Source organism: Ideonella sp. (assembly GCF_041914305.1).
Classification (GTDB): domain Bacteria; phylum Pseudomonadota; class Gammaproteobacteria; order Burkholderiales; family Burkholderiaceae_C; genus Ideonella.
The window spans coordinates 21845-35181 of record NZ_JAYSDQ010000011.1 but is presented as its reverse complement, the minus strand read 5'-3'; the positions used below and the strand labels follow the sequence as shown (position 1 = coordinate 35181).

Below are 13337 nucleotides of genomic sequence, written 5' to 3'. Positions count from 1 at the left end.
GCTTCAGCGCGCCGTGGTCTTGCGCGGCGCGGCCTTCTTGGCCGGCGCTGCGGCCTTCTTCGCCGGTGCCGCCTTCTTCGCCGCGGCCTTCACCGGGGCTGCCTTCACCGGCGCGGCTTTGCGCGCCACCGGCTTCGGCGCCGCGGCCTTGCGGGCCGGGGCCTTCTTGGCGGCGGGCGCCGCAGCCCCCACCTTGCCGCTGCTGACCTTGCGCGCTGGTGCCGGCTTCTTCACCGCCACCGGTGCATCATCCGCGCTCTTGCCGCTCTTGCGCTTGGGCGATGCCTTGCCGAGCGCCGCACGGCCAGCGGCCGACTTCTCGGTCTGCGCCGGCTTGGCCGACTTGGCCGGCGCCTTCTTCGCCGCCGGCTTCTTCTTCACCGGGGCGGGCTCGTCCTCGTCGTCGCTTTCCGACGCCTTGGGCAGCGAGACTTTGTCGTCGGCGAGCTTCAGCTTGACCGGCTTGCCACCCCAGATCTCTTCGAGGCGGTAGTAGTCGCGGATGGCCGGCTGCATGATGTGCGCGACCGCCGCACCGCAGTCGACGATGATCCACTCGCCGTTGTCTTCGCCCTCGGTGCGCAGCACCTGCTGCCCGCTGGACTTGACCGCGTCGCGCACGCTGGCGGCGAGGGCCTTGGTCTGGCGGTTGCTGGTGCCCGAGGCCACGATCACGCGCTCGAACAGCGGCGACAGGTGCTCGGTGTTGAAGACCACGATGTGCTGGGCCTTCACGTCTTCGAGGCCATCGACGATGGCGCGTTGCAGTTTGCGGATGTCCATTCAGTGTCCGGGGGCTGCCCGGTAAAGCTGCTGTTGATCAATATAGCCTGCGACCGCCTCGCCCACCAGCGGGGAAACGGGCTCGCCGGCGGCGGCGCGACGGCGCACTTCGGTGGCCGAGATGTCGATGCGGGGCAAGGGCAGCTCCCGCCAGGCCAGCGGCGCGCCGGCCCAGGCGGCGGGTGGCCGAACGGCCTGGCCCTCGCGCGCAGCCACGGCCAGCGTGGCCAGGAGGGCGATGTCGGCGGCGTCTTTCCAGGTGTCTAGCTGCGCAAACTGGTCGGCCCCGATGACCAGGAACAGCGCCGCGCCGGGTTGCTCGGCCGCGACCTCGCGCACCGTGTCGACCGTGTAGCTGGGCCCTTGGCGCTGCAGTTCGCGGGTGTCGATGACGAAGCCCGGTTCGTCATCGACCAGCCGCCGAAGCATCGCCTCACGCTGCGCTGGGCTGGCCACCAGGCGGCCCGGCTTCTGCCAGGGCTGGCCGGCGGGCTGCCAGCGCAGCTCGTCCAGCGCCAGCGTGTCGCGTGCGACGCGGGCCAGCGCCAGGTGCGCGAGGTGCGGCGGGTCGAAGCTGCCGCCGTACAGGCCGATGCGAAGGGTCACGCAGGGCTCTCGTCGGCCCACTCGCGCGGGCGCAGGAAATCTGAGTACAGCCTGGCTTCAGGTGTACCGGCTTCGGGCTGCCACGCGTAGCGCCAGCGCACGATCGGCGGCATCGACATCAGGATCGCCTCGGTGCGGCCGCCAGACTGCAGGCCGAACAGGGTGCCGCGGTCGAACACCAGGTTGAACTCGACATAACGCCCACGCCGGTAGGCCTGGAAATCGCGCTGCTGCTCGGTGTAGGGCGTGTCGCGCCGGCGCTCGGCGATCGGCACATAGGCATCGAGGAAAGCGTCGCCCACGCTTTGCGTCAGCGCGAAGCTGCGCTCGATGCCCAGCTCGTTGAAGTCGTCGTAGAAGATGCCGCCGACGCCACGCGGCTCGTTGCGGTGCTTCAGGAAGAAGTACTCGTCGCACCAGCGCTTGAAGCGCGGGTGGAACCCGTCGCCGAAGGGCGCGAGCGCGGCGCGGCAGGTGCGGTGGAAGTGCACCGCGTCGGCCTCGACCCCGTAGTAGGGCGTGAGGTCCATGCCGCCACCGAACCAGACCACCGGCTCGGCGTCTTTCGGCGTGGCCGCGAACAGGCGCACGTTCATGTGCACCGTCGGCACATGCGGGTTGCGCGGGTGCAGCACCAGCGACACGCCCATCGCCTCGAAGGGCGCGCCGGCCAGCGCCGGGCGGTGCGCCGTCGCCGACGCCGGCATGGCCTGGCCCTGCACGTGGCTGAAGTTGCAGCCGCCACGCTCGAAGAGATCACCCTCCTCGACCAGGCGCGAGATGCCGTCGCCCTGCAGGCGCTCGCCGGGCGGTCGTGTCCACGCATCGGTCAGGAAAGGCTGGCCATCCAGCGCGGCCAGCGTGCCCACGATGCGCTCTTGCAGCCCGAGGAAGTAGGCGCGTGCAGCAGTGGTGTCGAAGCTCATGCTCATCAACCTTTGAAGACGATCGGTGCGGCCAGTTCGGGGTGCTTGCCGGACGCGTGTTGGTAGGCCTGGGCGATCGCCGCGAGGTCGGCGTCGCGGTCGCCGCTCAGCAGCATGAAGCATTCGACGCCGATGCGCTTGCGTGCATAGTCGAAGAAGGCCAGCCCGAGCGGCACGCCTGTTTGTACCGCCACCTGGTAGAAGCCGCTGCGCCAATGCGGCTGGTACTTGCGGGTGCCTTCGGGGGCCAGCGCGAGCCAGAGAAACTCGTCGCGCTCGCGCGCCTGCTCGAAGCGCTGCGCCATCTCGCCGACGATGCCGCTGGCGTTGAACCGATCGACCGGGATGCCACCGAGCCAGCGCAGCCACGGGCCGAACAAGGGGATGCGGAACAGGCTGTCCTTGCCCCAGAACGCAAAGTGCAGCCCGAGCGACCACTTGGTCAGCACGCCGACGATGAAGTCCCAGTTCGACGTGTGCGGGTAGGCAATGATGATGCCTTGCCGCGCCGGCAGCCCGTCGTACACCAGTTGCCAGCCGGCCAGGCGCAACAGCGCCCGGGCGAGACGGCTGCCGCGGGCGGCCGGCAGCCGGGTCGTGACGATCTGCGGGCTGGCGGTCGAGTGGGCGCTGGGGTCAGCGTTTGATGGCACGGTGGCCGATGTCGGAACGGAAGATCGCGCCGTCGAAGTGGATCGCCTGCAGCACCTCGTAGGCCCGGTGCTGCGCGGCGCGGGCCGAATCACCCAACGCCGTCACGCACAGCACGCGGCCGCCGCTGGTGACCAGGTGCTTGTCTTGCTGCGCCGTGCCGGCGTGAAAGACCATCGCGTCTTCGACACCCGCCGGGTCGGCCGGCAGGCCGCTGATCGCATCGCCCTTGCGCGGGGTCGCCGGGTAGCCGGCAGCAGCCATCACCACGCCGAGCGCGAAGCGGCGGTCCCAGTGCAGTTCGACCTGGTCCAGCGTGCCGTCGGTGGCGTGTATCATCACGTCGACCAGGTCGCTCTTGAGCCGCATCATGATCGGCTGCGTCTCGGGGTCGCCCATGCGGGTGTTGAACTCGAGCGTCTTCGGCTGGCCGTTGGCGTCGATCATCAGCCCGGCGTAGAGAAAGCCGGTGAACGGGATGCCGTCCTTGGCCATGCCGGCGATCGTCGGCAGGATGATCTCGTGCATCGCCCGCGCGTGCACGTTGGGCGTGACCACCGGTGCGGGCGAGTAGGCGCCCATGCCGCCGGTGTTGGGGCCGGTGTCGCCGTCGCCCACGCGCTTGTGGTCCTGGCTCGTGGCCAGCGGCAACACGTTCTTGCCGTCGCACAGCACGATGAAGCTGGCTTCCTCACCCTGCAGAAACTCTTCGATCACGACGCGCGCGCCGCCGGCGTTGTGCACCACGCCGAGCGTGTTGTCTTCGAGCATGAAGCGCACCGCCTCGTGCGCCTCTTCGAGCGTCATCGCGACCACCACGCCCTTGCCGGCCGCCAGGCCGTCGGCCTTGACGACGATCGGCGCGCCCAGCCGGTCGACGTAGGCGTGCGCCTGGGCCGGGTCGCTGAAGGTCTCGTAGGCCGCGGTCGGGATGCCGTGGCGCTTCATGAAGTCCTTCGAGAAGGCCTTCGAGCTTTCGAGCTGCGCCGCCGCCTTGGTCGGGCCGAAGATGCGCAGGCCGCGGGCGCGGAAGATGTCGACCACGCCCTGCGACAGCGGCACCTCGGGGCCGACGACCGTCAAGCCCACCTTCTCGGCCACCGCAAAGTCGGCGAGCTGCGCCGGGTCGGTGATCGCGACGTTGGTCAGCCGCTTGTCCAGCGCGGTGCCGCCATTGCCGGGCGCCACGAAGACATGCTGCACCTTCTCGCTCGCCGCCAGCTTCCAGGCCAGCGCGTGCTCGCGGCCACCGCCGCCGATCACCAGGACGTTCATGCCGGCCTCCGACGAGCCGCCGCCAGGAGGACGAGCGCCCCCTCGGGCGGCTGCGGGCGAAGTTCGCTGGGGGGCATCATGCTTCTTCTATTTCGGCGTTGTGATAGACGTCCTGCACATCGTCGAGGTCTTCGATCACGTCGAGCAGCTTCTGCATCCGAGCGGCGTCTTCGCCGGCCAGTGCGACCGTGTTCTCGGCGCGCATCGTGACTTCGGCGATCTCGGGCTTCAGGCCGGCGGCTTCGAGCGCGTTCTTCACCGCTTCGAAATCGGCCGGCGGCGTCAGCACCTCGATCGCGCCGTCGTCGTCGGCGATCACGTCTTCGGCACCGGCTTCGAGCGCCACTTCCATCACCTTGTCTTCCGAGGTGCCGGGGGCGAAGACCAGTTGGCCGCAGTGCTTGAACTGGAACGCCACCGAGCCCTCGGTGCCGAGGTTGCCGCCGTACTTGCTGAAGGCGTGCCGGACCTCGGCCACCGTGCGCACACGGTTGTCGGTCATGCAGTCAACGATGATCGCCGCGCCGCCGATGCCGTAGCCCTCGTAGCGGATCTCCTCGTAGTTCACGCCTTCGAGGTTGCCGGTGGCCTTGTCGATGTTGCGCTTGACGGTGTCGACCGGCAGGTTGACGGCCTTGGCCTTTTCAATCGCCAGCCGCAGGCGCGGGTTGGCGCTCGGGTCGCCACCACCCAGCCGGGCCGCGACCATGATTTCGCGGATCACGCGGGTCCAGGCCTTGCCGCGCTTTTCGTCTTGGCGGCCCTTGCGGTGCTGGATGTTGGCCCATTTGGAATGACCGGCCATGAGAACTCCTGTGCCGCCACCGCGGGCACAGAACCGGCCGGGCAGCGTTGTCGTCAATCGGGGGAACCCGTCATTTTAGCCGGGCGCCGCGCCGCCATCGGCCCCAGCCCGGCCGCGCCGGCTGACGTTGACGCAAAACAAGGTCTGCGCGCTAATATCCGTCGGGCAGGGTGGCGCCACCAGCGCGGCCCGCGATCCCCTACACACATTGGAGGTAACCCGCATGCGCCAGCTGTCTGTCATCCCCGCCCTGCTGCTTTGCGCAGGCACCCTGCTGTCCGGTTGCGCTGTCGCGCCGGCCGAACCCGAGCCGGCAGTTGCGCAAGCGGACGTTCCCGAGCCCTCGCGCCAGAAGTGCGCCACCACCACCGGCAGCCGCATCGCGCAGACCTGCTCGAACCTGGTCAAGTCGACCAACAACACCGCGGCCGTGCGCGAGATGCAGCGCCACCAGCCGATGGACGGCGGCAAGTAAGCCCCGCCTCGACCACCCGCACCCTGGCGGCTGGCGCACGCGCCGGCCGCCATTTCGTTTTCCCTGAACAAGCTTGACGATTGCGAGCTTCGGGGTCAACGATGTAACCCGTTACCATGAATGTTCAGCGGCGCGCCCTTGGGGGCCGTGCGGCTGGCCATCACCAAAACCATGGAGGTACACCCATGCGTCTGCGACGCGATGCCCTTTCTTTGGCCCTGGCGGCCTGTGCAACCCTGGCGCTGAGCGCTTGCGCCACGCCCGAGCCGGCGCCTGCAGAGGCCGGCACCGCTGCGGCGGCAGCACCCCGCGCGATGGTCTCGGTCGAATGCGAGACCAACACCGGCAGCCGTCTGTCGGCCTCGTGCAAGCGGCCGAAGAAGTTGGCCGACAACGCCGCCACGGCCAACGCCACGGCCGAGACGCCGGCCGAAGTCAGCAAGTAAAAACGGCCGGGTGACTCCGCTAGACTGGGGCGGCTGTGCCTCCTCAGTCCCTTCCGCGAGTCCTCACATGGCCGAACCCATCCTCGTCGCCCAGCATGGCGACACCCAGTGCCACCTGCTGCCCGGCCTGGCCAATCGCCACGGGCTGATCACCGGCGCCACCGGCACCGGCAAGACGATCACGCTGCAGACGCTGGCGGAGAGCTTCTCCAAACTCGGCGTTCCGGTCTTCATGGCCGACGTCAAGGGTGACCTGACCGGCATCACCCAGGCCGGCCGCGTGAGCGACAAGCTCGCCGCCGTGCTGAAAGAGCGTGGCCTGGGCACCCCCGAGCCGTTCGCCTGCCCCGCCACGCTGTGGGACGTGTTCGGCGAGGCCGGCCACCCGGTGCGCGCCACCGTGAGCGACATGGGCCCGCTGCTGCTGGCCCGCATGCTGGCGCTGAACGAGACCCAGAGCGGCGTGCTGAACCTGGTGTTCAAGATCGCCGACGACCATGGGCTGGCGCTGCTCGACCTGAAAGACCTGCGCGCGATGCTGCAGTACGTGGGCGAGAACGGCAGCCAGTTCACCACCGAGTACGGCAACGTCAGCGCCGCCAGCGTCGGCGCGATCCAGCGCGGGCTGCTGCAGATCGAAGAGCAAGGCGGCGACAAGTTCTTCGGCGAGCCGATGCTCAACATCAGCGACTTCATGCAGACGGTGGATGGCAAGGGTGTGGTCAACATCCTGGCCGCCGACAAGCTGATGAACGCGCCGCGTCTGTACGCCACCTTCTTGCTGTGGATGCTGTCGGAGCTGTTCGAGACGCTGCCCGAGGTCGGCGATGTCGAGCAACCCAAGCTGGTGTTCTTCTTCGACGAGGCCCACCTGCTGTTCAAGGACGCCCCGGCGGCGCTGGTCGAGCGCATCGAGCTGGTCGTGCGCCTGGTGCGCAGCAAGGGTGTCGGCGTCTACTTCGTGACCCAGAACCCGCTGGATGTGCCCGACACCGTGCTCGGCCAGCTCGGCAACCGTGTCCAGCATGCGCTGCGCGCTTTCACGCCGCGCGACCAGAAGGCCGTCAAGACAGCCGCCGAAACGATGCGCGCCAACCCCGGGCTGGACATCGCCACCGCGATCACCGAGCTGGCGGTGGGCGAAGCGCTGGTCAGCTTTCTCGACGCCAAAGGCCGGCCCGAGGTCACCCAGCGCGTGTTCGTGTTGCCGCCCGGCAGCCAGATCGGCCCGATCACGCCGGCCCAGCGCCAGGCGCTGCTGCAGGGCTCGCTGGTGGCCGGCGTCTACGAAAAAACCGTCGACCGCGAATCGGCCTACGAAAAGCTCAAGGGCCGCGCGGCGGCGAGCGCCGACAACGCCCAATCGATGGCCGAAGAGGCCGAGCGCGCCACGCGCAGCAGCCCGGCGCCCGCGGGCGGCTCGGCCGGCGGCGCTGCCGCACCCGCCCCGGCCGGTGGCGGCCTCTGGGGCAGCCTGAGCGGCGTGCTGTTCGGCAGCACCGGCCCGCGCGGCGGCCGCCACGAGGGCCTGGCCGAGTCGGCGGCGCGCAGCGCCATGCGCTCGGTGGGCTCGGCCGTCGGCCGCGAGATCGTGCGCGGCGTGCTGGGCTCGATCCTGGGCGGCGGCTCGCGCCGCCGCTGAGCGCTCGCCGGCGCAGGCCCCACGGCCCGCTCAGGCGGCCTGCGCCAGCGTCGGGCGCAGCAGCACGCGCGGCGTGTAGCCGCGCACCTCCAGGTCGTGCTTGTCTTCGGCCACGGCCGCCAGCAGCTCCTTGCGGATCTGGCTTTCGAGCAGCGGGCGGATCAGGCCGCCGACCACCGGCGGCAACGGCAACCGCACGGTGACGGTCACCCGCGTGCCGACGCGGGCCTCGCGGGTCTCGGCACGGAACTCGAAGTGCAACGAGCCGCCCTTGTTGAAGCCCTCGACCGAGGTGTCGGTCATGCTGCCGCCGGCGCCGAACTCACGCTCGAACACGTCGCGCTGCCGAATACCGAGCAGCCGCACCTGCTGCACATAGCGCGCCCGCCGCGGCGACTGGTGCAGCACCTCGAACGTCAGCTTCGGGTGCACGTTGGCGTGGATGTGGTGCTCCAGGTCGGCGAACTGCGCCTTGACGCGCGGCAGGTCGGCGGCGATCCATTCTTCATGCTGGACTTCGGCAAAGCGTGTCATGGGGGTCTCCTCGGGTTGCCGCGCAACGGCCGTGCGGCTTCACGACAACCATACGCAGCCGGCGCCGGCCCGGATTCAGCCCCTGCGGCTCGCGGCGCCGCGCGGGGGTTTGGCGCCCGCCGGCCACCAACCATCGCGCGAGGGCGGACCACCCAGCCCCTCGACGCCGACAATCGCGCCAATGGCTGAACCATCGATGTCTGCGCCGCCCGCACCTGCCTCGCCGCTGCGCGCCTGGGGGTTGCGCTCGCTGCGCCACGTGGGCTACGCGCTGGTGCTGGGCACCGGCGTGGCCGTGTTGCTGATGCTGCTGTTTCGGCGCAATGCCTGGTACACGCTGGTCTACTCGTGGTGCATCTCGATGGGCTGCAGCGTGTCGATCGACGTGCTGCGCCACCTCGCCTCGGCCTGGGTCTACCGGCACGAGCCCCAGGCCAGTGCCCAGGCACAGGCCGACTGGCCGGGCTGGGGCTGGATGTCGGCCTGCCTGGTGCTCGGCACCGTCTCCGGCATGACGCTCGGGACCGAGCTGGGCAACTGGATCATCGGCCAGCAGGGCCACGCCTTCAGCGGCGGGCGCGGCGTGGGCGTCGGCATGCTGCTGATCGCGCTGCTGCCCGGCGTCGGCATCACCTACTACTACCACACCAAGGGTCGGCTGCAGAGCGCGCAGGCGCTGGCCGACACGGCCCAGCGCCTGGCCACCGAGACGCGCCTGAAGCTGCTCGAATCGCAGCTCGAGCCGCACATGCTGTTCAACACGCTGGCCAACCTGCGGGCGCTGATCGCCCTCGACCCCGAGCGGGCCCAGGCCATGCTCGACCGGCTGATCGACTTTCTGCGCGCCACGCTGGGCGCCAGCCGCGCGCCGCTGCACCCGCTGTCGGCCGAGTTCTCGCGGCTGGGCGACTACCTGGCGCTGATGCAGATCCGCATGGGCGACCGGCTGCGCGTCGAGCTGGACCTGCCGTCGGCACTGGCCGGCACACCGGTGCCGCCGCTGCTGCTGCAACCGCTGGTCGAGAACGCGATCAAGCACGGCCTCGAGCCCAAACGTGGCGGCGGGCTGATCCGCGTGCAGGCGGCCGCCGAGGCGGGTGACTTGGTGCTGCGCGTGGCCGACACCGGCATCGGCCCCGCTGCGCCGTCGGCCGACGGCGCGCCCGCGGCCAGCGCCACCGCCGGCACCGGCTTCGGCCTGGCGCAGGTGCGCGAGCGCCTGGCCACGCTGTATGGCGCCAAGGCCTCGCTGTCGCTGCAAGCCGGCCCGCCCGAAGCCGGCGGCACCATCGTCACGCTGCGCTGGCCGCTGGCGGCCAGCGACACCTCATCCACCGGATTGCCATGACCGCTACCTTCGCCGACGACCCGCAGCTGCCCGCCACCGCCCTGATCGCCGAAGACGAGCCGCTGCTCGCGCAGGCGCTGCAAGCCGAGCTGAAGCGCGCCTGGCCCGGCTTGAACATCGTGGCGCTCGCACCGGACGGCGACAGCGCGATCGAGCAGGCGCTGGCGCTGCTGCCCGAGCTGCTGTTCCTGGACATCCGCATGCCCGGCCGCAGCGGCCTGGAGGCGGCGCAGGCGGTGGTCGAAGACTGGCCGGCCGAGCGGCCGCTGCCGCTGGTCGTCTTCATCACGGCCTACGACCAATACGCGCTGCAAGCCTTCGAAGCCTGCGCGGTGGACTACCTGCTCAAACCCGTGCAACCGGCGCGCCTGGCCGCCGCCTGCCAGCGCCTGCGTGGCCTGGTGGCGCATCGCCGGCCCGCAGGTGGCTCACCGAGCCCGGCGTTGGCCGACAGCGAGCAGTTGGTCCACCAGCTGCGCCAATTGCTGGGCGCGCCGGTGGCGGGCAGCGCGCCGCAATTGCTGAGCGTGATCCAGGCGTCCAGCGGCTCGGTGGTGCACATGGTGCCGGTCGAAGACGTGGTCTATTTCGAGGCGGCCGACAAGTACGTGCGGGTGCTCACCGCGACGCACGAGCACCTGATCCGCACCTCGCTGCGCGAGCTGTTGCCGCAGCTCGACCCGCAGCGCTTCTGGCAAGTGCACCGCGGCACCGTGGTGCAGGCGCGCGAGATCGAGCAGGCGCTGCGCGACGAGGCCGGCCGCGTGCAGCTGGTGCTGCGCCACCGGCCCGAGCGGCTGAACGTCAGCCGCATCTACGCACCGCGCTTCAAGGGCATGTGAGGGCGCGGCCGCTCGCGCCCGCCGCCGACCACTCGCGACCGCCGGCAACCGGGCGTCGCATCGCGCTGGTGCGGCGGCACCGGCCGCGCGACGATGCAGTCATCCCCAACGCCACCGAGAGACTGCCATGAACGACTGGACCGCCACCCCCGCCCCTGCAGCCACCACCACCGCCAGCGCCGCGTCGATCGATGCATCGCTGCTGCGCCGGGCGCGTCGGCGCGTGGCGCTGAAGACCGGCTTCTTCATCCACGCGCTGGTCTTCACGCTGGTGAACCTGGGCCTGTTCACGTTGAACCAGGCGATCGGCGGCCGTCCGTGGAGCCACTTTCCGCTCGGCGGCTGGGGCATCGCGCTGGCGATCCACGGCATCGTCACCATCGTCAAGCTGACGGGCGACGGCTGGCGCGATCGTCTGCTGGCCACCGAAGTGGCCCGGCTGCGCAGCCAGGCTTGAAATGACCACGGCGCCGGCCGGCCCTGGCGGGACGGTGCGGCGCCGTGGTCGCGGCCTGGCGGGGCGGCCGGTCAGGAGGCCTTTTCGCCCAGCAGCAGCGGCTTCAGCGAGGTGTCGGCCGGCTTGTCGCCGAGCCAGATCTTCAGCAGCGCGTTGTAGAAGGCCAGATCGGGCAAGGGCTCGGACACCGACTTGCCGTTCAGCGTCATCACCGTGCCGGTGCCCGGCACCCAGTCGGTGACCAGGATGTCACCCTTCTTCAGGCTGCCCTGGGTGGTGAAGATCTCGCCGAACCTGGCCATCTGGTTGATGATCTTGCTCTTCTCGGCCTTGTCGGTGTTCTTGTTGATGCCGCTCATGAAGGCTTCGCCGAAGTCTTCACCGCTGATGTCGCGCAGCATCACCAGCGTGAAGCGGCGCGGCCCATCGACCGCCAGCACATCGGCCGTGGTCTTCTTCTTGTCCGGCAGGTACAGGCCCATCACGTAGACCTTGAAGATCGCTCGCGTGCGCACACCAGCGCCGTTAAGCTTCAGGTCCTTCCCGGCGACCTTGGCGCTGTCGTCGAGCTTGACGCCTTCGACCTCGGCGGCGGCCGCCGGCAAGGCCAGCGCCATCGCGCACAGCAGCCCACCCATCAGGCGGGGGATCGCGGAACTCAGTTTCATGCGGACTCCACAAACAAGGGATGACAAAAGCGAGGGCCGCAGCGCGACGGCACGGCGCTCGTATCAGGGCACAGTGGCCGGCGGCCTGTCAAGGCCGGGAAACAGTTGATAGCGCAACAGGCCTTGGCTGCGCTTGACTGACAACGCGGCCCGCGTGGCGGCGGTTGTCACGCCGGGGGCCGGTGGCGAAGTTTCCGCCGCGTCAGTCGTGCAGCTTGAACAGGCTGACGGTCTGCTCCAACGTCTGCGACTGGCTGCGCAGCGATTCGGCAGCGGCCGCCGCCTGCTCGACCAGCGCGGCGTTCTGCTGGGTCGAGCTGTCCATCTGGTCGATGGTGCGGCTGACCTGCTCGATGCCCTGGCTCTGCTCCTGGCTGGCGGCACTGATCTCGCTCATGATGTCGGTCACGCGGCGCACGCTGGCGACCACCTCGCCCATCGTCGTGCCAGCCTGTGCCACCAGCTGGCTGCCCACCGCCACCTTTTCGACCGAGTCGGTGATCAGCGTGCGGATCTCTTTCGCGGCACCGGCCGAGCGCTGCGCCAGCGAGCGCACTTCGCCCGCCACCACCGCGAAACCACGGCCCTGCTCACCGGCACGCGCGGCCTCGACCGCGGCGTTCAGCGCCAGGATGTTCGTCTGGAAGGCGATGCCATCGATCACGCCGATGATGTCGCCGATCTTCTTGGACGATGCGTCGATCGAGCCCATCGTCTGCACGACCTGCGAGACCACCTCGCCGCCTTGCTTGGCCACCTCGGAGGCCGAGCGCACCAGCTGGTCGGCCTGGCGGGCGTTGTCGGCGTTCTGGCGCACGTTGTTGGTCAGGTCCTTGATCGAATGCGCCGTCTGCTGCAGCGACGCGGCCTGCTGCTCGGTGCGGGTCGACAAGTCCATGTTGCCGCTGGCGATCTCAGCCGACGCCGCGGCGATCGACTCGGTGCCCTGGCGCACGTTGCCGACGATCTGCTGCAGGCATTCGTTCATGTCGACCAGCGCCGACATCAGCTGGCCGGTTTCGTCCTGCGTGCGGACCTCCAGGCGGCTGGTCAGGTCGCCGGCGGCCACGCGCTGCGCGATCGTCACCGCGTGCGTCAGCGGCACCGTGATGCTGCGGGTACACAGGTAGGCCACGCCCAGGCTCAACGCGGCGGCGCCCAGCGCCATGCCCAGGATCAGCAGGCCGGTGCGCTTGGCCTGCGCGGCCGAGGCGACGCGCGCCTCTTCCATCTGGCCGTGCTGGTAGCTGATGAACTTGTCGAGCGCGGCAAAGTACTTCAGCTGCACCGGGCGGATGGCGAAGATGAACTTCACCATCGCATCGTCCTTGTTGTCCTCGGCCACCAGCTGCGAGAAGGCGGCCGACACCGGCTTGAACTTGTCGCGCAGCGCGGCGATCTCCTTCAGGTGTTCCTGGCCGGCCTCGTCGGTGATCAAGGTCTTCAGGCTCTCGAAGGTCGCATCGTTGGCCTTCATCACCTTGTCGATGTTCTCGAGCTCCTTCTTGATCTGGCCGGGCTCGGTCATGATCAGGATGTTGCCCATGTTGCGCGACACCTCGTTCAGCTCGGACTTGATCTGCCCGGCCACCACCGTCTTCTGGTAGCGATCGCCCACCAGCACGCCGATCTCGTCGCTCATCGCGCCGATGCGCATGTAGGCCAGGCCGGCCATGACGCCGAATACGGCGATCACGACGCCAAAGCCAAGTGCCAGCCGCTGGCCGATCTTCAATCGGGTGATGTTGAACATGCGATTTCCGTGGTGTACGCCAGCCCGGAACGGCCAGCCGCCGGCCCCACCGCAAGCGGGTGCCGATCCTTCTCACGAAGATTTTCGGCCGCGGCAACGTTTTCTTGAGCCTGGAAATGCGGGACA

The 13337-nt window shown here is 69.5% G+C and carries 15 protein-coding genes; 6 read left to right on the top strand and 9 right to left on the bottom strand.

Going from position 1 to position 13337, the window contains the following annotated elements; genetic code table 11:
* Nucleotides 1-3: 3 nt before the first annotated feature.
* From rsfS to ACE3SG_RS15505, 6 genes are all read right to left on the bottom strand, one after another.
* Nucleotides 4-783 carry a ribosome silencing factor gene (gene rsfS, locus ACE3SG_RS15530; RefSeq protein WP_374566410.1) on the bottom strand — a complete coding sequence of 260 codons (780 nt, stop codon included), beginning with the start codon at nt 781-783 and terminating at the stop codon, nt 4-6.
* On the bottom strand, nt 784-1389 hold the full coding sequence (nadD, locus tag ACE3SG_RS15525; protein ID WP_374566408.1) for a nicotinate-nucleotide adenylyltransferase: 606 nt from the start codon (nt 1387-1389) through the stop codon (nt 784-786).
* Entirely contained in the window at nt 1386-2321 is a 936-nt protein-coding gene (hemF, locus tag ACE3SG_RS15520) for an oxygen-dependent coproporphyrinogen oxidase (RefSeq protein ID WP_374566406.1), read from the bottom strand. The genes nadD and hemF overlap by 4 nt, the downstream gene beginning before the upstream one ends.
* Complete coding sequence (locus ACE3SG_RS15515; RefSeq protein ID WP_374566404.1) at nt 2321-2968, bottom strand: 1-acyl-sn-glycerol-3-phosphate acyltransferase; 648 nt, start codon at nt 2966-2968, stop codon at nt 2321-2323. Before ACE3SG_RS15515 ends, hemF begins: the two co-directional genes overlap by 1 nt.
* Nucleotides 2952-4241 carry a phosphoribosylamine--glycine ligase gene (gene purD / locus ACE3SG_RS15510; protein ID WP_374566402.1) on the bottom strand — a complete coding sequence of 430 codons (1290 nt, stop codon included), beginning with the start codon at nt 4239-4241 and terminating at the stop codon, nt 2952-2954. Before purD ends, ACE3SG_RS15515 begins: the two co-directional genes overlap by 17 nt.
* Before the next feature lie 76 nt (nt 4242-4317).
* Nucleotides 4318-5046: a YebC/PmpR family DNA-binding transcriptional regulator gene (locus tag ACE3SG_RS15505; RefSeq protein WP_374566401.1), complete on the bottom strand. Its 729-nt coding sequence runs from the start codon at nt 5044-5046 to the stop codon at nt 4318-4320.
* Between the two features lie 223 nt (nt 5047-5269).
* Here ACE3SG_RS15505 and ACE3SG_RS15500 point away from each other — a divergent pair, with 223 nt between their 5' ends.
* The 3 genes from ACE3SG_RS15500 to ACE3SG_RS15490 all read left to right on the top strand — a co-directional run bounded on the left by ACE3SG_RS15500 (nt 5270) and on the right by ACE3SG_RS15490 (nt 7609).
* The gene (locus tag ACE3SG_RS15500; protein ID WP_374566399.1) at nt 5270-5521 is read left to right on the top strand and encodes a hypothetical protein; all 252 of its coding nucleotides are present in this window, start codon (nt 5270-5272) and stop codon (nt 5519-5521) included.
* Between the two features lie 185 nt (nt 5522-5706).
* Nucleotides 5707-5967, top strand: coding sequence for a hypothetical protein (locus ACE3SG_RS15495; RefSeq protein WP_374566397.1), 261 nt, complete (start codon nt 5707-5709; stop codon nt 5965-5967).
* A gap of 67 nt (nt 5968-6034) precedes the next feature.
* On the top strand, nt 6035-7609 hold the full coding sequence (locus tag ACE3SG_RS15490) for a helicase HerA-like C-terminal domain-containing protein (RefSeq protein WP_374566395.1): 1575 nt from the start codon (nt 6035-6037) through the stop codon (nt 7607-7609).
* 30 nt (nt 7610-7639) lie between these two features.
* On the opposite strand, the gene ACE3SG_RS15485 is transcribed toward ACE3SG_RS15490, so the two are convergent.
* Nucleotides 7640-8143, bottom strand: a complete 504-nt coding sequence (locus ACE3SG_RS15485) for a hypothetical protein (protein ID WP_374566394.1) — start codon at nt 8141-8143, stop codon at nt 7640-7642.
* 181 nt (nt 8144-8324) lie between these two features.
* Here ACE3SG_RS15485 and ACE3SG_RS15480 point away from each other — a divergent pair, with 181 nt between their 5' ends.
* The 3 genes from ACE3SG_RS15480 to ACE3SG_RS15470 all read left to right on the top strand — a co-directional run bounded on the left by ACE3SG_RS15480 (nt 8325) and on the right by ACE3SG_RS15470 (nt 10790).
* Nucleotides 8325-9491, top strand: a complete 1167-nt coding sequence (locus ACE3SG_RS15480; protein ID WP_374566392.1) for a sensor histidine kinase — start codon at nt 8325-8327, stop codon at nt 9489-9491.
* Nucleotides 9488-10333, top strand: coding sequence for a LytR/AlgR family response regulator transcription factor (locus ACE3SG_RS15475; protein ID WP_374566390.1), 846 nt, complete (start codon nt 9488-9490; stop codon nt 10331-10333). The genes ACE3SG_RS15480 and ACE3SG_RS15475 overlap by 4 nt, the downstream gene beginning before the upstream one ends.
* Before the next feature lie 127 nt (nt 10334-10460).
* Nucleotides 10461-10790, top strand: a complete 330-nt coding sequence (locus ACE3SG_RS15470; protein WP_374566387.1) for a 2TM domain-containing protein — start codon at nt 10461-10463, stop codon at nt 10788-10790.
* A gap of 71 nt (nt 10791-10861) precedes the next feature.
* On the opposite strand, the gene ACE3SG_RS15465 is transcribed toward ACE3SG_RS15470, so the two are convergent.
* Both ACE3SG_RS15465 and ACE3SG_RS15460 read right to left on the bottom strand, forming a co-directional pair.
* Nucleotides 10862-11458 carry a chalcone isomerase family protein gene (locus tag ACE3SG_RS15465; protein WP_374566385.1) on the bottom strand — a complete coding sequence of 199 codons (597 nt, stop codon included), beginning with the start codon at nt 11456-11458 and terminating at the stop codon, nt 10862-10864.
* Nucleotides 11459-11660: 202 nt separating this feature from the next.
* The gene (locus tag ACE3SG_RS15460) at nt 11661-13211 is read right to left on the bottom strand and encodes a methyl-accepting chemotaxis protein (RefSeq protein ID WP_374566383.1); all 1551 of its coding nucleotides are present in this window, start codon (nt 13209-13211) and stop codon (nt 11661-11663) included.
* Between the last annotated feature and the right edge of the window lie 126 nt (nt 13212-13337).